Here is a 19,463-nt window from a genome sequence, read left to right as displayed (position 1 = left end):
GGTGACAGTGGGCGGGGTGAGCGTCGCCCGGGCGCAGTTGGCCGACTACGACCGGGTCTGCGGGTTCCGGCTCACCGATCGGCTGCCCGCGACGTTCCCGCACGTCATGGGCTTTCCGCTCGCCCTGCGCCTGATGACCACGCCGGACTTTCCCCTCCCGCTGATCGGCCTGGTGCACGTCGGCAACCGGATCACCACGCTCCGCCCGATCACCGCCGACGAGACCCTCGACTTCACCACGTACGCGGAGAACCTGCGCCCCCACGACCGGGGGCGGCAGGTGGACGTGGTGCTTGTCGGCTCGGTCGACGGGGCGGAGGTGTGGCGCGGCGTATCGACGTACCTCGGTCGGGAGCGCAAGCCGGGCGGGCGCGAGCCGGGCGAACGTCCCGCGGCGCCGACGGCCACCGCACGCTGGCGTGTGGAACCGCGCATCGGTACGGAGTACGCGCGGGTCTCCGGCGACCACAACCCGATCCACACCTCCCGACTCGGTGCGCGGCTGTTCGGCTTCCGCCGGCCGATCGCGCACGGCATGTGGAGCAAGGCCCGCTGCCTGGCCGCGCTGGAGGCCCGGCTGCCGGACGCGTACACGGTCGAGGTCGCCTTCAAGCTGCCCGTGCCGCTGCCGAGCACTGTGAACTTCGCGCACCTGCCGGACGGCGGGTTCGCCCTGCACGACTCCCGTGGCCGACCGCACCTGACGGGTCACCTGCGCTGAGAATTCCGAGCTTGGCAGAAGCTCCCTCGTGCGCTAAGTTGTTCTCACAGCGAGATATTCTCAAGATGAGAGAGACGCGATGAACGAGCAGGAGTTCCTGGCCGCGTACGACCCCCGGGCCTACCCGGCGATCGCCGTGACCGTCGACGTGGTGGCGCTGACCATCCGCGACAGCGCACTGCACCTGCTGCTGATCCGGCGCGGCGAGGCACCCTTCGCCGGGCACTGGGCGCTGCCGGGGGGCTTCGTCCGCCCCGACGAGGATCTGACCACTGGCGCCGGACGGGAGTTGGCCGAGGAGACCGGGCTCGGCGGCGACGCGCTGCGCCGCGTACACCTGGAGCAGTTGGGCAGCTACGGCGCTCCCGACCGTGACCCGCGGATGCGGGTCGTCTCGATCGCCCACCTCGCGTTCGCCCCCGACCTGCCGGACCCGGCCGCCGGCAGCGACGCCGACGAGGCGATCTGGCTCCCGGTGACCGCGTTGACCAGCCGACAGCTCGCCTTCGACCACGGCCGGATCATCGACGACGCGTTGGAACGGGCCCGCTCCAAGCTGGAGTACACCCCGCTCGCCACCCGCTTCCTCGCCGCCGAGTTCACCATCAGCGAACTGCGGGCGGTCTACGAGACGGTCTGGGGGCACCCTCTGCACGCCGGCAACTTCCACCGCAAGGTCCTCTCCGTGCCGGGCTTCGTGGAGAGCACCGGCGCCAGCACCGAGCGCGGTGGCGCCCGAGGCGGCCCGCGCGCCCGGCTCTACCGGGCCGGCGACGCCCGCCTGCTGCACCCGGCGCTGCTGCGCCCCGCCCGCGAGGAGACGGTGCGGTGAGGGCCACGGAGGCCATCCGCCTGGTCGCGGCCGCCCGCACCGACGCGGACCTGTTCGGCGCCGACCAGCCGGCCCACCGCTACCGCGAGCTGGTCGCGGCCCTGCACCCCGACCGCCTGCCGACCGACCCGGCGGTACGCGCCGAAGCCGTCGACGCGTTCATCCACGTCACCACCCGGTGGCAGGCCCGGCGGACCACAGTTCTCGGCGACTACCGGTTCGGCGCGCCGGCCCACTCGGGTGACCTCGCCGACCTCTACGACGTCGGCGACGACAGGCTGCTCAAGCTCCCCCGACGGCCCACCGACAACGACCTGATGGCCCGCGAGGCGCACGCCCTGCGCACCATCGCCGAGCGCGGCGACCCGCGCTACCTGCCGTACGTGCCCCGGCTGGTCGACGAGTTCCGGCACCGCGACGCCACCACCGGAGCGGAACGGCGGATCAACGTCCTCGCCACCACACCCGGCCTGCACGACCTCGATGAGGTGCGGCGGGCGTACCCCGACGGGCTGGACGCCCGGGATGCGGCCTGGATGTGGCGGCGGCTGCTGGTGGTACTCGGCCTGGCCCACCGGGCGGGCGTGGTGCACGGCGCGGTCCTGCCCCGACACGTGCTGATCGAGCCGGACGCCCACGGCGTGGTGCTGATCGACTGGTGCTTCTCCGCGGCCGTCGGAAGCACGATCCCGGCGGTCGTCCCCGGCCACGGCTGGGACCCGGAGGAAGTCCTCAAGAAGCAGCAGTGCGGGCCGGGCACCGACATCGCGATGGCCAGCCACTGCATGAGCTGGCTGATGGGGCCGCGCGCACCCCGCGAGCTGCACACCTTCGCGCAGGGCTGCCGGCAACGGTCCCTGCACGCCCGGCCCGACGACGCCTGGCGCCTGCTGCGCGAACTCGACCAGGTGCTGGACCGGCTCTACGGGCCACGCACCTTCCGGCCCTTCACCCTCACCCCCTAAGGAGCTGTCATGGGCAGTGGAATCTGGTCCACCGACGTGTACGACGCCGCCGACCGCTACCGCCGGTCGACCGGCAAGAGCGCCTTCTCCTACAGCGACAGCGGGGCGCGCACCGTGCACCCCGCGCTCGACCCAAGGGACGCGACCCGCGAGAGCCGCGACTCCGACGAGCACCCCCGGTCGACGCCCGTCGCGGTGCTCTTCGACGTGACCGGCTCGATGCGCACGGTGCCGCGGGTCCTCCAGACCAAGCTGCCGCAACTGCTCGGGTTGCTGCAACGGCAGGGCTACGCAAGCGACCCGCAGATCATGTTCGGGGCCATCGGCGACGCCACCTGCGACCGGGTGCCGTTGCAGGTGGGCCAGTTCGAGTCGGACAACCGGATGGACGACGACCTCGGCCGGATCGTGCTGGAGGGCGGCGGCGGCGGACAGATGAGCGAGTCGTACGAGCTGGCCATGTACTTCATGGCCCGGCACACAGTCACCGACAACTGGGAGAAGCGCGGCCGGCGCGGCTACCTGTTCATCATCGGCGACGAGCTGGCCTACCAGCGGGTGAAGGCCCGGGAGGTGGCCAGCCTGATCGGGGACGACCTCTCCGAGGACGTGCCGCTGCGGCAGGTGGTCGACGAGGTGACCCGCCGCTGGGACACCTACTACCTGCTCCCCGCCGGCAGCCACTACGCCGGCAACGCCAAGGTGCTCGACTTCTGGCGGGACCTGCTCGGGCAGAACACCGTAGTGCTCGACGACCTCGACGCGGTCTGCGAGACCATCGCGCTCACCATCGGCCTCGGCGAACAGGCCATCGACCTGGACGAGGGCCTGCGCGACCTGGACCGCGCCGGCTCCGGCGCCACCGGGACCGTGTCCAAGGCGCTGGCCCGCTTCGGCCGGGAGCGGCGAGCCCAGGTGTCGACGCTGCCGGCGTTCACCGACACGGCCAGCGGGGTGACCCGGCTGTGAACCACGTGGCGGTTGTCGACCTCGGCTACGGCGACGCCGGCAAGGGCACAGTGGTGGACTGGCTCTGCGCCACCCGTCCCGTGCACACGGTGGTCCGCTTCAACGGGGGCGCGCAGGCGGCACACAACGTCGTGCTGCGCGACGGGCGGCACCACACGTTCGCACAGTTCGGCGCCGGCACGTTCCATCCCGGTGTGCGTACGCACCTGTCCCGGCACGTGGTGGTGGACCCGCTGGCGTTGGCCGCCGAGGCCGACCACCTCGCCACGGTCGGGGTGCCCGACGCGCTCGACCGGCTGACCGTCGACGGGGGCGCGCTGCTCGCCACCCCCTACCACCGGGCCGCCAACCGGGCCCGCGAGATCGCCCGGGGAGCCGACCGGCACGGCTCCTGCGGGCTGGGGGTGGGCGAGGCCGTCGCGTACGGTCTCGCTCACCCCGACGACGCGCCGCGGGTCGCCGACTGCCGCCACCCGGCACTGCTGCGCCGCAGGCTGACCACAGTGCGGGACCGGCTGACCGCCGAGCTGGGCCCGCTGGACGCGCCACCGATCGAGGACTGTCTGCCCGCGTTCACCGGATTCGCCGGGCGAGTCACCATCGTCGACGGCAGTTGGCTCGCCGGGGCGCTGCGTACCGGGACCTGCGTGTTCGAGGGCGCGCAGGGGGTGCTGCTCGACGAGTGGCACGGCTTCCACCCGTACACGACCTGGAGCACCACCACGTTCGCCAACGTCGACAGCCTGCTCGCCGAGGCGGGCCGGCCCGGAGACGTGACCCGGATCGGGGTGCTCCGCGTGGTCACCACCCGGCACGGGGACGGTCCGTTGGTGACCGAGGACCCGAGCCTGCCGTTCGCCGACGCGCACAACGCCACGAACCAGTGGCAGGGCCGGTTCCGGTTCGGCCACTTCGACGCGGTCGCCCACCGGTACGCCCTCGCCGCGGCCGGCGGCGTCGACGGCCTGGCAGTGACCCACCTCGACCTGGCCGGCCCCGACCTGAAGATCTGCCGCCGCTACGACACCACCGACCGGCTCATCCCGGGCCCGCCCGGTGACCTGGACCGGCAGGCCGCGCTCACCGCCCGCCTGCTGCGCTCCCGCCCGGTGTACGACGAACCGCCGCAGGACTGGCCGGCAGCGGTGAGCGCGGAGCTGGACACCCCGGTGGTGCTCACCTCGCAGGGCCCCACCGCGGACGACAAGACCCCACGCGGCCCACTGCTAGCCCCACGGGCTCTGACCCGCACGGCCTGACCCACCCCACGCGCCCCAACCTCGTCGATCTTGCACTTTCGGTCGTTGTTCTGCGGCTTTTGCAGTGGTTGGTTCGGGCCCAAAGTGCAAGATCGGCGCGGGGAGAGGTGGGGGTTATCCAGCGGCTTCGGCCACCGGGCGGGTCGCACCCGGCGAGCATGGAGGCATGGACTCCGCGCTCGACCTGCTCCGGCAGCTGGTCACCTCACCGTGGGTGTACCTGCTGATCTTCGGGCTCACGGCGGTCGACGCGTTCTTTCCGGCCGTACCCGGCGAGGCGGCCGTCATCACCGCCGCCGTGCTCTCCACCAGCGGAAATCCCAAGCTGGCGGCGGTGATCGTCGCCGCCGCGCTAGGCGCCTGCGCCGGCGACCACGTCTCGTACGCCATCGGGCGCGGTGGCGGCGCGAGACGCTTCGCCGGGTTTCCCGACGGCAGCCGCCGACGAGCCAGCTCGGAGTGGGCCCGGCGCGCACTGAACCGGCGTGGCGGGCTGATCCTGACCACCTCCCGGTATCTGCCGGGCGGTCGGACCGCCGTCACCCTCACCATGGGCGCGGTGCGCTATCCCCGCCGGTCGTTCCTGTTGTACGACGCGATCGCGGCGGTCACCTGGGCCCTGTACTGCGGGCTGCTCGGCTACTTCGGTGGGTTGGCCTTCGAACGGCACCCCGTCAAGGGCGTCCTCGCCGGGATCGGCCTGTCGGTGATCGTCACACTGGGCATCGAGGGCATCCGTTGGCTGCGCCACCGGGCGCGCCGCCGCGCCGCCGCCACCACCGATCGGGCCGGATCGACCTGACACCCGTCACAGCAGGTCGGCATCGTGCACCAGGATGGCCACCTGCACCCGGTTGCCCGCGTGGAGTTTCGCCAGCGCCCGGCTGACGTGTGCCTTGACGGTGGCCTCGCTCATCGTCAGCCGCCGGGCGATCTCCGCGTTGCCGTGCCCGCGCGCCACCTCCCGGACGATCGCCAGCTCCCGTTCGGTCAGCGGTGCGAGCCGCTCGCGGGCCGCTTCCCGGCGGGCCGGACCACGCTCGGCGAACGAGCTGATCAGACGCCGGGTCACGGTCGGGGCGAGCATCGCGTTGCCGGCGGCCACCGTACGAACGGCTGCGGCCAACTCGCGGGGCGGGGTGTCCTTGAGCAGGAAGCCGACAGCGCCCGCCCGCAGCGCCCGGTGCACGTACTCGTCGAGGTCGAAGGTGGTCAGCATGATCACCTTCGGGCCGGCGGCGACCACCTCGGGCGCGATGGTCAGCCCGTCGATGCCCGGCATCCGCACGTCGAGCAACACCACGTCAGGGCGTAACCGCTGGGCCTGCTCCAGCGCGCCGGCGCCGTCCGCCGCCTCACCGACGACAGTGATGTCCTCCGCCGCCTCGAGGATCAGCCGCAGCCCGGCACGGACCAGCTGCTCGTCGTCGACCACCACCACCCGGATCACGCCACACCCGCGAGCGGGATCAGGGCCCGGACCAGGAAGCCGCCGTCCACCGGAGTGGCCTCCAGCCGGCCGCCGAGCAACTCCACCCGCTCACGCAGCCCGAGCAGCCCCTGCCCGGCACCCGGCAGCGTCGACCCGCCCTCGGACGGGCCGTTGCGGACCAACACCTCCAGACCGTCCGGCAGGTAGCGCAGGCAGACTGTCGTCTCGGCGTCGGCCGCGTGCTTGCGCACGTTGGTCAGCGCCTCACGGACCACCCGGTACGCGGTACGCCCCAGCGTCGCGGGTAGTGCCGTCGGCACACCCTCGTCCTGCCGGGACACCCGCAGCCCGGCGGCACGGGACTCCCCGATCAACTCGTCCAACGTGTCGAGCCCTCGCTCCGGCGTCACGGCCGGGCCGGCCTGGCGCAGCACACCCAGCACCTCACGCAGGTCGGTGAGCGCCTGCCGGCCGGTCGTCCGGATCAACGCGGCGGCCTCCACGGTCGCCGGGTCCACGGCTGTCACCTCCAGCGCCCCGGCATGCACCACCATCAGCGAGACCCGGTGCGCCACCACGTCGTGCATCTCCCGGGCGATCCGGGTCCGCTCCTCGGCACGGACCCGGTCGGCGCGGGCCTCCTGTTCGCGTTCCAGCCGCTCGGCCCGGTCCCGCAGAGCGGCGAGCGTGTCCTGACGGGCCCGCACCCAGAGGCCGAAGACCAACGGAAGTCCGACCAGACAGACGGCGAGCATCAGCACGTTGCCGCTGGATGCGGTGGTCATCCGGCGTACGCCACCCACCGCCAGCCCGACCAGCACCCCGCCGCCCAGCACCAGCGCCGCCCCGGCGAGGTAGCTGGCGAGTTGGCGACCGCGCAGCCGCAGACCCGCCTGGTACGAGGCCAGCACCCCGGCGGCCGCCGCGGCGAGCACCAACCAGCCGACCGCCGCGGCCAGGAACAACGGCCAAAGACGGGTGCGAACCGTGCCGGCGGCCCACGCCGAGCCCAACACGATCAGCAGCACGACCGCGCCTGGCAGCGGCGAGCGGACCCCGAGGTCACCTGTCGCGCTGGCCCAGACGGCCGCGGCGACGACGACGGCGAGCAGCATCGGGCCGTACCGCTGGATGACCCGCCGGAGAGCGACGGCGCTGGAGGCCACGCAGCGAGCGTAGGGCCTCACGCACCTATCGCGCCGCCGTGCGCAGGCGGACCGGGGCGCGGTGGGGGAAGACCCCTACCCGCCCTCGGGGACGGCCGCTACCTAAGTAGTGGCGCCCACCTGACCACTGGCCGATGTCGGGAGTCGCCGCCCCGACCAGCATCGGGATCATGGATCTGCTCGACCTGTTGCACGACACGATGTCCTCACCCTGGGTGTACCTGGCGATCTTCGCGATCGCGGTGCTCGACGGCTTCTTCCCGGTGGTGCCGAGCGAGACGGCGGTGATCACCGCAGGGGTGTTCGCGGCCTCCGGAGCGCCGTACCTGCCGGCGGTCATCCTGGTGGCCGCCGCCGGGGCGCTGGTCGGCGACCACATCTCGTACGCCATCGGGCGGGGTGGCGGCACGCGGCTGCTCGACCGGCTGCCGCCCGACGGTCGACGCCGAGCCGCCATCGACCGGGCCCGTCGGGGCATCGCCACCCGGGGTGGTCTGATCCTCACAGTGGCCCGCTACATCCCGGGCGGCCGGACCGCTGTCACCCTCACCATGGGTGCGGTGCGCTATCCACGGCGACGCTTCCTGGCCTTCGACGCGCTGGCAGCCAGCTCGTGGGGGCTCTACTCGGCGCTGGTCGGCTACGTCGGCGGACTGGCCTTCGAACAGGACCCGCTGCGCGGCCTCCTGCTCGGTCTGGGCCTCGCCCTGACGGTGACTGTGGTCGTCGAGGTGGTCCGCTGGCTCCGCAACCGACGCCGTACGGCGCGGGCCGGCGAGCCGGGCGCGGCGCGGGCCGGCGGGCCGGGCACCGACGCTCTTACCGCCGGGGCCGTCAGTCGGCCGGCGGACACCAGGTGACGCCGTGCAGCAGTTGGGCGGCACCGAGCCAGGCCACGTTCATCATCCGGGTGGCAGTCTTCTCCGGGTCGGCCTCCGGGTGGTCCGCGAGCCAGTCGGCCAGCGACTCGGTCGCGCCGACCAGGGCGTACGCGACGACCTCCAGGTCGATGGCGGCGATCTCGCGGCCCTCGGCGCGCAGCGCGTGGTCGAGCATCCCGGCGACCACCTCGACCAGCCGGGCCCGCATGGTGGCCAGCTCGCCGGCGAACGGCTGCTCGCCCCGGGCCTGCCGGTAGAGCACCGCCCAGCCGTCCCGGTGGGCGCCCACGAAGCCGAAGAACGCCCTCAGCCCGCGCCAGAGCCGCTCGTCGGCCGGCAGGTCGGGAGCCGCAGCCCCGGCGATGGCCTGCATCATCCGGGTGCCCTCCCGATGCAGGCAGGCGACGAAGAGCTCCTCCTTGGTGCCGAGGTACGCGTACACCATGGGTTTGGAGATGCCGGCGTCCTCGGCGATCTCGTCCATGCTGGCGGCGTGGAAGCCACGTCGGGAGAAGACCTTGACGGCCGCGTCGAGCATCTGCTGCTCGCGGACGGCACGAGGCAGGCGCTTGAAGGCGGGGACGCTGGACACCTTGCGAGCATACCTACTCGTGCGTAGGGTTACGCGCGAGTAGCCAATCTTCCGGAAGGCGCACCTGATGACTGACTTCGACCCGGCCACCTTCGCCAACGTCGGCCCCAAGGAGTTCGCCCAGCTGGTCAAGTCCACCCCGGACGACAAGATCGCCCAGGTGATGTCCGGCGACCTGCGCGACAAGGTCCTGGGCGAGGTGTTCGGCCGGATGCCGTCGCTGTTCCGCGCGGACCGGGCCGGTTCCACGAACGCGGTCATCCACTGGATCATCACCGGTCGCCCCGACGGCGGCAGCGACACCTACGAGGTTGTCATCGCCGACGGCACCTGTGTCGTCAACGAGACCCCGCAGCACGACCCGAAGCTGAGCCTCACCATGGGCCCTGTCGAGTTCCTGAAGATCGTCTCCGGTGGCGCCAACCCGGTGATGATGTTCATGACCGGCAAGTTGAAGGCGAAGGGCGACCTCGGCCTCGCCGCCAACATCGCCAACCTGTTCGACATCCCCAAGGCCTGACATGGCTGAGTTCTCGCTCGACCTGAACGAGGAACAGCGGGATCTACGCGACTGGGTGCACGGCTTCGCCGCCGAGGTCGTGCGCCCAGCCGCAGCCGAGTGGGACGAGCGCGAGGACACCCCGTGGCCGGTGATCCAGGAAGCCGCCAAGGTCGGCCTCTACGGCTTCGAGTTCCTCGCCACCTGCTGGGCCGACCCGACCGGGCTCTCCCTGCCGATCGCCAGCGAGGAACTCTTCTGGGGTGACGCCGGCATCGGCATGAGCATCTTCGGCACCTCGCTCGCCGTCGCCGCCATCTACGGCGCCGGCACCCCCGACCAGATGGTCGAGTGGGTGCCGCAGTGCTTCGGCGACGTCGACTCGCCGGCCGTCGCCGCCTTCTGCACCAGCGAGCCGGAAGCCGGCTCCGACGTCGGCGCGATGCGCACCCGGGCCGTCTACGACGAGGCCACCGACGAGTGGGTGCTCACCGGCCAGAAGGCGTACGCCACAAACGGCGGAATCGCCGGAGTGCACGTGGTCACCGCCTCGGTCGACCCCGCGCTCGGCTCCCGCGGTCAGGCGGCGTTCGTCGTACCGCCGGGCACCCCCGGCCTGGCCGCCACCCGCAAGCTGCGCAAACTCGGCCTCCGCGCGTCACACACCGCCGACGTCTTCCTCGACGGGGTACGCGTACCCGGCCGCTGCCTGCTCGGCGGACGGGACGCCCTGCTGGCACGCCTGGACCGGGCCCGCTCCGGTCAGCGAGCCACCGGGCAGGCCGCGATGCGCACCTTCGAGCTGTCCCGACCCACAGTCGGCGCCCAGGCGCTCGGCGTGGCCCGGGCCGCCTACGAGTACGCCCTCGACTACGCGAAGGACCGGGTCCAGTTCGGACGCCCGATCATCGAGAACCAGGCTGTCGCGTTCGCGCTGGCCGACATGCGGATGGAGATCGACGCGGCGCGGTTGCTGGTCTGGCGGGCCTCGTGGATGGGCCGCAACAACCGCCCGTTCACCGCTGGCGAAGGATCGATGTCCAAGCTCAAGGCCGGCGAGGTGGCCGTGTCGGTCACCGAGAAAGCAGTGCAACTGCTCGGCGGAGCCGGCTTCCTGCGTGACCACCCGGTCGAGCGCTGGTACCGGGACGCCAAGATCTACACCATCTTCGAGGGCACCTCGGAAATCCAACGACTGGTCATCTCCCGGGCGATCTCCGGGGTGCAGATCCGCTGACCGCCGTCGGCCCAGCCCCTCCTCGACCGGGGTCGGGCCGACGGTGGCCGAATTCCACGATCAGTGCCGTCTTTGTCACCCCACGCCGACGCCAACTGGGCCTTCTGCCGCGCCCAGTGCATGATCAAGGAAAGAAGCCCTGATGGACGGGCGGGCCGCCGCCCCGTCCGCGCACCACCCCGAGGAGGTCTGCGGCATGGACCTGCCGTTCGTCATTGCCACGCTGACCCGTCGCGGGCTGCTCACCCCCGGCAGCCCGGTCCGGGTCGCCTCGCAGCTCAACGCGTTGCGCACGTGGGGGTGGAGCCTGGCAGGCGAGCTACGCCAAGCGGCCGCCCGGGACCCGGGCCGTCCCGCCGTCATCGACGAGAACGGCGTCGAGCTGACCTACCACGACCTGCTCGACCGGGCCGAACGGATGGCCCGCTCGATGCGGGCCGGGCTCGGCGTACAGGCCGGCGACCGGATCGGCGTGCTCTGCCGCAACCACCACGGGCTGATCGAGACGATCGTCGCCGCCACCCTGCTCGGCGTCGACGCGGTACTGGTCAACACCGGGCTCAGCGCCGCCCAACTGGGCACCGTCGCCGAGGAACAGCGGCTGCGGCTCCTCGTGCACGACGACGAGTTCGCCGAGCGGGTCCTCGGCCTCCCCGCCGAGCTGCCCCGCCTCGACGAACGCGCCCGCGAGGAGTTGGTGGCCGGGGCACTGCCGGGTGACCTGCACCCGCCCGAGCGCGACGGCCGAATCATCGTGCTCACCTCCGGCACCACCGGTACGCCCAAGGGCGCTCGCCGGCCGACGCCCAGCGGCTTCGGCCCACTGGTGTCCATCATCGACCGCATCCCCCTGCACGCCCGGGACCGCGTGATGATCGCCGCACCGATCTTCCACACCTGGGGATTCGCCGCCCTCCAGGTGTGCCTGGCACTACGGGCCACCATCGTGCTGCACCGCCGCTTCGACCCGGCCGCCACTCTCGCCGCCCTGAGCACGCACCGGTGCGACGCGCTCTTCGCCGTACCGGTGATGATGCAACGGCTGCTGGAGGTGCCCCCGCCGGACCCACGCCCCCAGCTCACTGTCGTCGCGGTCAGCGGCTCCGCCCTGCCCGGCGGGCTGGCCCCGAAGTTCATGGACGTCTACGGAGACGTCCTCTACAACCTCTACGGGTCCACCGAGGTCTCCTGGGCCTCCATCGCCGGCCCGCAGGACCTGCGTCAGGCACCCACCACCGCTGGTCGTCCCCCGCACGGCACCCGGCTGGAACTGCTCGACGACGACGGCCAACCCGTACCGGACGGACGGGTCGGGCGGATCTTCGTCGGCAACGAGATGCTCTTCGAGGGCTACACCTCGGGTGCCAGCCGGGAAACCCACGACGGCCTGCTCGACACCGGCGACCTCGGCCGACTCAACGCCGACGGGCTGCTCTTCGTCGACGGCCGGGCCGACGACATGATCGTCTCTGGCGGCGAGAACGTCTTCCCATCCGAGGTGGAGGACCTGCTCGCGCAACTACCGCAGGTCCGCGAGGCGGCCGTGATCGGCGTGCCCGACCCCGAGTACGGCCAGCGCCTCTCCGCGTTCCTCGCCCTGCACCCCGGCGAGACCCTCGACCCCGAGGCGGTCCGTGAGTACGTCCGGCACTTCCTGGCCCGGTTCAGCGTCCCCCGGGACGTGATCTTCGTGAAGTACCTGCCCCGCAACGCCACCGGCAAGGTGCTCACCCGAGAACTGCGCCGCTACTACGGCTGACCGCCGTTCAGGGGTAGAGGGTCAGGCCCGGCGCCCGCGCCAGCTCGACGAGCTCCTGCGAGGTCAGCAGCGCCTCGCGGGCAACCCCGTCGACCGGACCGCCGTACCCGTGCAGGAGATTGCCGACGGTGACCGTCACCGATGTGCCGTCCACCCGCATGAGGTGCACCCAGCGCAGAGTGTCCCCGGCCGGGTCCGTACTGGTGCTCAGCATCGCCACCCCGTCGTCGCCCAGCCCTCGCACCTCACAGTTCCGACCGTCAGGCGCGTCCGCGCAGTCCGGCTGCGCCTTTGCCGGGGTGGGATACAAGGCCACCTTCAGATGGCTGTGCCGCCCGTCGCGGTTGAGTATCGCGATCGTCTCGTACTGCCGGTGTGGCGGTTGGTACGCGAACTGCGGCCGATCGCACTCGGGCACCGCCCCGGTCATCGTCAGGTTCGTGGGCACGGTGGTGGCCAGCGCTGCCCGCAGCGCCGCCGTCAGCCGAGGTACGCCCGTCTCCGGCCGCTCCGTCGGGCGTACGCGCACCGTGTCGTACGTCTGGGAGGAAGGCTCCGGTCCGCTGGCCAACGGCTCCGGTCCGCTGGCCAACGGTTCGGGCCCACTGTCCAACGGGATCGGCGCCGGGCAGAGCGACACGTCGCCCGACCCGGAACTCATCGGCGGCAGGGCCATCCCGCCCGGTCCCGGCACGGCGACCAGGGTCGGCACCGCGACGGCCGCGACGGCTGCGGCCACCCCGGTGCCGGCAAACGTCCACGCCCGGTGTCGACGGCGCTGCCGGTCGGCGGCGATCAGCCCGTCCAGATCGATCCGGCTCGGCGGCGACCCGGCCACGGCGTCCCGGAAATGCTCCGTCAGCTCATCCATCGGTCCGAACCTCCTCGACTTGAGTCGGCAGGTCGACGAGGCGACCACGCAGCGCCTCGATCGCACGAGCCGACTGGCTCTTCACGGTGCCGGCGGTGCAGCCCAGCTCGCGGGCGGTCTCCTCGACGGACAGGTCACAGAAGTAGCGCAGCACCAGGACCGCCCGACGACGCGGCGGCAACTCGGCCAGCAGAGCGAGGATGGTCAGTCGGTCGGCAGCGCCGTCCGTGCCGCCGGCCGCGGCCGGCTGTTCCGGCACCTCGGCCCAGGCGGCCTCGCGTCGCCACGGCCGACGCCGCTCGTCCAGCCAGACCCGCAACAGGGTCCGCCGGACGTACGCGTCCGGGCTGTCCATGGCGGACACCCTCGGCCAGTGTCTGAGCAGCTTGACCAGCGCCGTGGACACCAGATCGTCGGCCGTGTGCCAGTCGCCACACAACAGGTACGCCGTGCGGCGCAACGACTCCAGCCGCGCGCCGACGTAGTCGCGGTAACCCTCGACATCGACCGGCATCCGCCGCCACCCCCTCGTCTCACTGAGCAAACGGAGACGAGGCGGGCCGAGGTTGCCCGAGGTCAGCCGGGAATCGTGATCCGATCCTCGATCGCGGCGGCGGCGATGTCGGTGCGGTGCTGCGAGCCGGCCAACTCCACCCCGTCGACCAGCGCATACGCGGCGTCCCGCGCCGCGGCCAGGTCGGCGCCGGTGGCCGTACCGCAGAGGACCCGGCCGCCGGCGGAGAGCAACGCGCCGTCGCTGGCCCGGCGGGCGGTGCCCGCGTGGATGATGCCCGGACCGTCCGCACCGGTGATCACATCGCCGGTGCGCGGCGCGGTCGGATAACCCGCCGAGGCGAGCACCACGGTCACGGCGCTGCCGTCCCGCCACCGCAGCGGCGGGTGCTCAGCCAACGAGCCGGTGGCCGCCGCGTGCAGCAGCCCACCCAACGGGGTCTCCAGCAGTGCGAGCACCACCTGGGTCTCCGGGTCACCGAAGCGCGCGTTGAACTCGATCACCCGAGGGCCGGCGGCGGTGATCGCGAGCCCGACGTAGAGCAGGCCGGCGAACGGGGTGCCCCGGCGACGCATCTCCGCGAGCGTCGGGTGGACCACATCGCGCATCACGTCGTCGACGAGGCCGGGCGGGGTCCAGGCCAGCGGCGCGTACGCCCCCATGCCACCGGTGTTCGGCCCGGTGTCGCCGTCACCGAGCCGCTTGAAGTCCTGTGCCGGCACCAGCGGCAGCGCCGCCTCGCCATCGGTGACCACGAAGAGGCTGACCTCCGGGCCGTCGAGGAACTCCTCGATCACGACACGTCCACACTCGTCCGCGTGCGCCAACGCGGCGGCCCGGTCGTCGGTCACCACCACGCCCTTGCCGGCGGCGAGCCCGTCGTCCTTCACCACGTACGGCGCGCCGAACTCGTCCAGCGCCCGAGCGGTGCTTCCCTCGTCCGTGCAGACGTACGCCCGGGCGGTCGGCACGCCGGCGGCGGTCATCACGTCCTTGGCGAACGCCTTGGAGCCCTCCAGCTGCGCGGCCGCACCGGATGGACCGAACACGGCGATGCCCTTGGCGCGTACCGCATCGGCGACCCCGGCGACCAGTGGCGCCTCGGGCCCGACCACCACCAGGTCAGCCGCCACCTCCACGGCCAACGCCGCCACCGCGGCCGGATCTGTCGGAGTGACCGCTCGCAGCTCAGCCAGGCTGGCGATCCCCGGATTACCCGGCGCCGCGATCAGCGCGGAAACACCCGAATCCGCCACCAGGCCAAGCGCAAGCGCGTGCTCCCGCCCGCCACCACCCACCAAAAGAACGCGCACGCCCGAGATCCTACTGTCCCCCTCCACCTCGCCCGCCCCCGTAGGGCCTCGATGATCAAGAGGTTTGCGTCAGCGGTGGACCCGTTCATGACGGAAACCTCTTGATCACCTTCGCTGAGCGACCGCGACTGCGATCGCTTGGCGGACCGTACGGGGGATGTAGGTGGGGTGGAGGGTGTCCTGCCAGGTGAAACGGAGAATGGTCCAGCCGGCGTTGACCAGGCGGTTCTGGCGACGGCGGTCGGCGTAGGCGGCCTCCGGGGTGCCATGCGCGTCTCGGCCGTCCGCTTCGGCGATCAGCCTTGGGCCGCGCCAGCCCAGGTCGCCAATGCCGAGCAGATAGCCGTCATCGTCGCGCACCTCCAACTGCAGCGTGTCCGGCGGTACCCGGCCGTCCACGCACCGAAGCCGGCTACGCGTCTCCAGCGGCGACTGCGCCCGCCCGTCCGCCTCGGCGAGACAGGCGCGTGCCATGACCGCGCCCCGACGTCCCCGGATCAGGTTCGGAATGGCCGCCAGATGTGCCGGATCGATGCGGCCCTGGTTCAGAGCTGAGTCGAGGACAGAGACCGCTGGATAACGATCAACCCGAAGGATGACGTCCGAGACGGTGCGAAGCGGAGAGGTCGCCGCGATGCCCGCAACCTTGACGATGTCGCTGGGGCCGACGGTCACCTGATGCACCGTCAACCACGGCACCAGGGCGCGCTGGGGTCGGGGTCGATCGACTGGCACCGAAACGTGGACCTGTGCTGTCAGGCGAAGACCCGCGATGCCGTGCAACTCCAACGCGGAGTCCAGAACAGCGAAGGCGCCTGGGCCGAGGCTCACGACCGCAGCGCGGATTCGTGCCCGCCGACGCGTCGAATCACTCAACTCCGCTTCTGGAACGAAGCACCCACGGAGAAGCCGCTGCCACCTGCCGGACCGGTGTAACTGTCGGATCTGGTCCCTGGTCAGGCCGGCACGCAATGCCTGGCCCAGGGTGACCATGCCGTCCTGCCCGGCTGCAATGCGGCGTAGAAGTTGATGTGCACCCACACCCACACCCTGCCCACCCACCCCACTCGAACGAAGCCCCTGTGGACAACCCTCGAGCCCCTGTGGATAACCCCACAGTCCGCCCCGGTGATCAAGAGCTTTACGTCAACCTCACGGCCAGATCTGACGCAAACTTCTTGATCACCGAGGCGAGCACCGGGGTGGGGTGGGGGTGGGGGGTGTGGGGTGGGGTGGGGGTGGGGTTAGGGGAGGAGGGGGTGGAGGACTACGTTTTCTTCTCGGCCTGGGCCTACGCCTACGACGCTGACCTTCGTGTTGCAGAGCTCTTCGACCCTCGCGATGTAGCGGCGGGCGTTCTCCGGGAGGTCGTCGATGGTGCGGGCCTTGGTGATGTCCTCCCACCAGCCGTCGAGTTCCTCGAAGACGGGCTTGGCGTGGTGGAAGTCCGTCTGGCTCATCGGCATGTCGTCGACCCGGACGCCGTTGATCTCGTAACCGACGCAGATCGGCACCTTCGGCAGGCCGGTGAGCACGTCCAGCTTGGTGATGACCAGGTCGGTGACGCCGTTGAGGCGGCAGGCGTACCGGGCGACGACCGCGTCGAACCACCCGCACCGGCGCTCCCGCCCGGTGGTGGTGCCGTACTCCGCGCCGATCTTGCGCAGGTGGTCACCGTTGGCGTCGAACAGCTCGGTCGGGAACGGCCCGGCACCCACCCGGGTGGTGTACGCCTTGCTCACCGCGATGACCTTGTTGATCGCGGTCGGCGGGATGCCCGCGCCCACGCAGGCACCACCGGCGGTCGGGTTGGACGAGGTCACGAAGGGGTAGGTGCCGTGGTCCATGTCGAGCATGGTGGCCTGGGCGCCTTCCAGCAGCACCGTCTCGCCCCGGTCCAGGGCGTCCCAGAGCATCGCCCGGGTCTCCGCGATGTACGGCTTGAGCCGCTCCGCGTACGCCAGGTACTCCTCGACGGTCGCCTCAAGGTCGATCGCCTTGCGGTTGTAGACCTTGAACAGGATCTGGTTCTTCTCGCGCAGCGCGAGTTCCAGCTTCTTGCGCAGGATGCCCGGGTCGAGCAGGTCCTGGAGGCGGATACCGATCCGGGCGACCTTGTCGCCGTACGCCGGGCCGATGCCGCGGCCGGTGGTGCCGATCCGGGACGAGCCGAGATAGCGCTCGATGACCCGGTCCAGCGCCCGGTGGTGCGGCATGATCAGGTGCGCGTCACCGGAAATCCGCAGCCGGGACACGTCGACGCCGCGCTCCGCCAGGCCGTCGATCTCGGCGAGCAGCACCTTCGGGTCGACCACCACACCGTTGCCGATGACGATCATCGCGTTCGGCGAGAGCGCGCCGGACGGCATCAGGTGCAGCGCGTACTTCTGGCCGTCCGGGGTGATCACCGTGTGCCCGGCGTTGTTGCCGCCGGAGTAGCGCACGACGTAGTCGACCCGCTCACCCAGCAGGTCGGTAACCTTGCCCTTGCCCTCGTCGCCCCACTGAGCGCCGATGAGCACGATCGCTGGCATCTTTTCCGCCTCCAGAAGGCTCGGGTGCCAGGTGGCGACCGCTCGGCGAGCCCGGGGTGTCAGGTTAACAAGTAGTGACGGCGTGGCCGGCAGGGGTCGCGTCGACAGGCAGGAGGCTCCTTCCGTGTACGACGTGGTGCTGCTCACCCTCGGTTCGGAGCGGGACGCTCCCGGGGGCTGTGGCAGCGGCGGGGCCTGCTGCGGCGGCGCGACCGGGGCCGACACCGTCCCGACGAGCGAGACCGGCACCGGCCAAGCCAACAGCGGCCAGACCGACACCGGTCACGCCAACACCGACCAGGCGAACACCGATCAGGCCAGCGTCGGCCAGGCCGGCGGCAGCGAGGCCAGCACCGACACCGGGCAGTGCGCGACGGAGCGGCCACGGGTGCCGGTGCTGGCCTGCGCCGACGCGCTGAACGCCCGGGGCGCCCGGGTGGAGACGGTCACCGCCCGCTCCGACGCCGAGATCGACGCGGTGTTGGCCCGGCTCGACGGCCCGCCCCGCCCGGACGGCCTCACCTGGCCGGACCCGGACAGCAAGACCCGGCTGGTCATCGCCACGGCCAGCGACGGGCAGTTGCGCGCCGTGCTGCGCCGGCTGGTCAAGCGGTACGCCCCGGCGCCGAGCAAGCGCCCGGCGGATCTGCCCGGCAACCGGACCCTGCCCGACCTGCCGCCGGTGGCCGTACTCCCGCTCGACCCGGCCCGTGGTGGCACCCACCGGGACCTGGCCGCGCAGCTCGGGCTGCCCCGTGATCCGGCGGCGGTGGCCGCCGCGGTGCTGGACGGCTCACCGCGGCGACTGGACCTGCTGCGCAACGACGGCGGCTCGGTGACCCTGGACGGCGCGCTCCTCGGCGCTGCCGACGACGCCGGCCGGCCGCTGCACTGGCGCGCCCGGGTGGAGGTCGACGACACCATCCTCACCGACGGTGCGGAACCGTTGCTGGCCTGTGCGGTCGGCAACGCCGGCGGGTACGCGACGCTCAACGACGTGACGCTGCTGACCGCGCCGGACCCGGCCGACGGCCAGGTCGAGGTCGCAGTGGCCGTGCCGGTGGTCGTCCGCTCGGCGTGGGGACGCAAGCGGGTACGCCTCGAAGTTCGGCGGGCCCGTGGGCGGGCGGTGTCGGTGCTGCCCAGGGAGGGCAAGGTGCCGTACCTCGACGATGGTGTCGAGGGCGAGCTGACCCGTAAGCGTTCCTGGTGGGTCGAGCCGGGCGCCTGGGCGGTCTGGTCGAACTGACCTCGACCGCACCGACCGGCCGACCTGCCTGCACCGATCGGCCCTGTTGGGTGATTGGGCCTATCCTCGCAGGAGGACTGGGGAGGGCCGTAATGGACGAGAACGCCGACCGGGCGCAGGTGCCCGGCCAGCAGCCGGTGCCGGAGCGGGACGTCGAACCACTCTGGCCACCGGATCCGGGTGACCGGGGCGCGGTGCCGCCGTGGGCTGCGGTCGCCGAGCAGCGGGGTGGGCCGTCGTCGGTCACGCCACCGGTCACGCCACCGGTGGCCGCGCCGCCGACCGGGCGACCGCCGGTGCCCGGCCAGCCCGGCGCTGCGGCCCAGTCGCCTCCCTCGCCGTCGGATTACCCGTCGCTCACCGGTGTCGTCCCGGCGCCCGGGGGGTGGGGGGTCAGCGGCCCGTCCGGCGCCGGGTCGGGTTGGGCACCGGCGCAGCCGAGTTGGCCGCCACCGACCGCCCCGGCCGCTGCGTCACCGCCGCCCGTTCCGCCGGCGACCGGTGCCCAGCCGACGCCTCCGTCGACCGGCTCGGGGAGCAACGGCGGGCCAACTGGCCCCGGCATCCCGGGTTCCGCCGCGACACCGGGCACCTCCTCCGCGCCGAGGGACAGCCCGCAAACGACTTTTCGCCGTCCAGGATGTACATGTCGCCGTCGCGGACGGCGGTG

Annotated in this window: 20 protein-coding genes and 1 pseudogene; 12 read left to right on the top strand and 9 right to left on the bottom strand. The window is 72.1% G+C overall.

Going from position 1 to position 19,463, the window contains the following annotated elements; genetic code table 11:
* From AB0C20_RS26980 to AB0C20_RS26955, 6 genes are all read left to right on the top strand, one after another.
* Positions 1-721: MaoC/PaaZ C-terminal domain-containing protein (locus AB0C20_RS26980; RefSeq protein WP_357569006.1), on the top strand; the 721-nt coding region annotated here is incomplete at its 5' end.
* A 79-nt stretch (positions 722-800) separates the two neighbouring features.
* Complete coding sequence (locus AB0C20_RS26975; protein WP_357179117.1) at positions 801-1,553, top strand: NUDIX domain-containing protein; 753 nt, start codon at positions 801-803, stop codon at positions 1,551-1,553.
* Complete coding sequence (locus AB0C20_RS26970; RefSeq protein ID WP_357569005.1) at positions 1,550-2,518, top strand: serine/threonine protein kinase; 969 nt, start codon at positions 1,550-1,552, stop codon at positions 2,516-2,518. The genes AB0C20_RS26975 and AB0C20_RS26970 overlap by 4 nt, the downstream gene beginning before the upstream one ends.
* 9 nt (positions 2,519-2,527) lie before the next feature.
* Positions 2,528-3,487: a hypothetical protein gene (locus AB0C20_RS26965; RefSeq protein WP_357179112.1), complete on the top strand. Its 960-nt coding sequence runs from the start codon at positions 2,528-2,530 to the stop codon at positions 3,485-3,487.
* Positions 3,484-4,746, top strand: coding sequence for an adenylosuccinate synthetase (locus AB0C20_RS26960; protein WP_357569004.1), 1,263 nt, complete (start codon positions 3,484-3,486; stop codon positions 4,744-4,746). The genes AB0C20_RS26965 and AB0C20_RS26960 overlap by 4 nt, the downstream gene beginning before the upstream one ends.
* Positions 4,747-4,912: 166 nt before the next feature.
* Positions 4,913-5,548 (top strand): DedA family protein, encoded by a 636-nt coding sequence (locus AB0C20_RS26955; RefSeq protein WP_357179106.1) that lies wholly within the window; start codon positions 4,913-4,915, stop codon positions 5,546-5,548.
* Between the two features lie 6 nt (positions 5,549-5,554).
* Here the strand turns inward: AB0C20_RS26955 and AB0C20_RS26950 are convergent, their stop codons facing one another.
* Positions 5,555-6,196 (bottom strand): response regulator transcription factor, encoded by a 642-nt coding sequence (locus AB0C20_RS26950; protein ID WP_357179103.1) that lies wholly within the window; start codon positions 6,194-6,196, stop codon positions 5,555-5,557.
* Positions 6,193-7,344 carry a histidine kinase gene (locus AB0C20_RS26945; RefSeq protein ID WP_357179100.1) on the bottom strand — a complete coding sequence of 384 codons (1,152 nt, stop codon included), beginning with the start codon at positions 7,342-7,344 and terminating at the stop codon, positions 6,193-6,195. The genes AB0C20_RS26950 and AB0C20_RS26945 overlap by 4 nt, the downstream gene beginning before the upstream one ends.
* Before the next feature lie 167 nt (positions 7,345-7,511).
* Between AB0C20_RS26945 and AB0C20_RS26940 the strand changes: the two genes are divergently transcribed.
* Positions 7,512-8,204 (top strand): DedA family protein, encoded by a 693-nt coding sequence (locus tag AB0C20_RS26940; RefSeq protein WP_357569008.1) that lies wholly within the window; start codon positions 7,512-7,514, stop codon positions 8,202-8,204.
* Here AB0C20_RS26940 and AB0C20_RS26935 read toward each other — a convergent pair.
* Positions 8,179-8,817, bottom strand: coding sequence for a TetR/AcrR family transcriptional regulator (locus tag AB0C20_RS26935; RefSeq protein WP_357179097.1), 639 nt, complete (start codon positions 8,815-8,817; stop codon positions 8,179-8,181). The genes AB0C20_RS26940 and AB0C20_RS26935 overlap by 26 nt on opposite strands.
* 67 nt (positions 8,818-8,884) lie before the next feature.
* Between AB0C20_RS26935 and AB0C20_RS26930 the strand changes: the two genes are divergently transcribed.
* From AB0C20_RS26930 to AB0C20_RS26920, 3 genes are all read left to right on the top strand, one after another.
* The gene (locus tag AB0C20_RS26930) at positions 8,885-9,337 is read left to right on the top strand and encodes an SCP2 sterol-binding domain-containing protein (protein ID WP_196920508.1); all 453 of its coding nucleotides are present in this window, start codon (positions 8,885-8,887) and stop codon (positions 9,335-9,337) included.
* 1 nt (position 9,338) lies between these two features.
* Positions 9,339-10,553: an acyl-CoA dehydrogenase family protein gene (locus AB0C20_RS26925; protein WP_357569003.1), complete on the top strand. Its 1,215-nt coding sequence runs from the start codon at positions 9,339-9,341 to the stop codon at positions 10,551-10,553.
* A gap of 196 nt (positions 10,554-10,749) precedes the next feature.
* Positions 10,750-12,312, top strand: a complete 1,563-nt coding sequence (locus tag AB0C20_RS26920) for an AMP-binding protein (RefSeq protein WP_357569007.1) — start codon at positions 10,750-10,752, stop codon at positions 12,310-12,312.
* Between the two features lie 7 nt (positions 12,313-12,319).
* Here AB0C20_RS26920 and AB0C20_RS26915 read toward each other — a convergent pair whose 3' ends face one another.
* The 6 genes and pseudogenes from AB0C20_RS26915 to AB0C20_RS26890 form a co-directional block, all read right to left on the bottom strand.
* Positions 12,320-13,183, bottom strand: a complete 864-nt coding sequence (locus AB0C20_RS26915; RefSeq protein WP_357179090.1) for a hypothetical protein — start codon at positions 13,181-13,183, stop codon at positions 12,320-12,322.
* On the bottom strand, positions 13,176-13,697 hold the full coding sequence (locus tag AB0C20_RS26910) for a SigE family RNA polymerase sigma factor (protein WP_357179087.1): 522 nt from the start codon (positions 13,695-13,697) through the stop codon (positions 13,176-13,178). The genes AB0C20_RS26915 and AB0C20_RS26910 overlap by 8 nt, the downstream gene beginning before the upstream one ends.
* Before the next feature lie 62 nt (positions 13,698-13,759).
* Positions 13,760-15,010, bottom strand: coding sequence for a phosphoribosylamine--glycine ligase (purD, locus tag AB0C20_RS26905; protein ID WP_357179084.1), 1,251 nt, complete (start codon positions 15,008-15,010; stop codon positions 13,760-13,762).
* Positions 15,011-15,115: 105 nt separating this feature from the next.
* Entirely contained in the window at positions 15,116-15,685 is a 570-nt protein-coding gene (locus AB0C20_RS26900) for a hypothetical protein (protein ID WP_357569009.1), read from the bottom strand.
* A 228-nt stretch (positions 15,686-15,913) separates the two neighbouring features.
* Positions 15,914-16,051 (bottom strand): annotated as a pseudogene (locus AB0C20_RS26895) (type IV toxin-antitoxin system AbiEi family antitoxin domain-containing protein); the annotation flags it as partial.
* A gap of 203 nt (positions 16,052-16,254) precedes the next feature.
* Positions 16,255-17,544, bottom strand: coding sequence for an adenylosuccinate synthase (locus AB0C20_RS26890; protein WP_238678776.1), 1,290 nt, complete (start codon positions 17,542-17,544; stop codon positions 16,255-16,257).
* Positions 17,545-17,668: 124 nt separating this feature from the next.
* Between AB0C20_RS26890 and AB0C20_RS26885 the strand changes: the two genes are divergently transcribed.
* Together AB0C20_RS26885 and AB0C20_RS26880 are read left to right on the top strand one after the other, a co-directional pair.
* The gene (locus AB0C20_RS26885) at positions 17,669-18,793 is read left to right on the top strand and encodes a diacylglycerol kinase family protein (RefSeq protein ID WP_357569002.1); all 1,125 of its coding nucleotides are present in this window, start codon (positions 17,669-17,671) and stop codon (positions 18,791-18,793) included.
* A 421-nt stretch (positions 18,794-19,214) separates the two neighbouring features.
* A partial coding sequence (locus tag AB0C20_RS26880) for a hypothetical protein (protein ID WP_357569001.1) occupies positions 19,215-19,463 on the top strand: 249 nt, incomplete at its 3' end.

Origin of the sequence: Micromonospora sp. NPDC048843 (genome assembly GCF_040649965.1) — a bacterium.
Taxonomy (GTDB): Bacteria; Actinomycetota; Actinomycetes; order Mycobacteriales; family Micromonosporaceae; genus Micromonospora; species Micromonospora hortensis.
The sequence above is the reverse complement of the archived record's forward strand: the minus strand, read 5'-3'. Positions and strand labels throughout refer to the sequence as shown.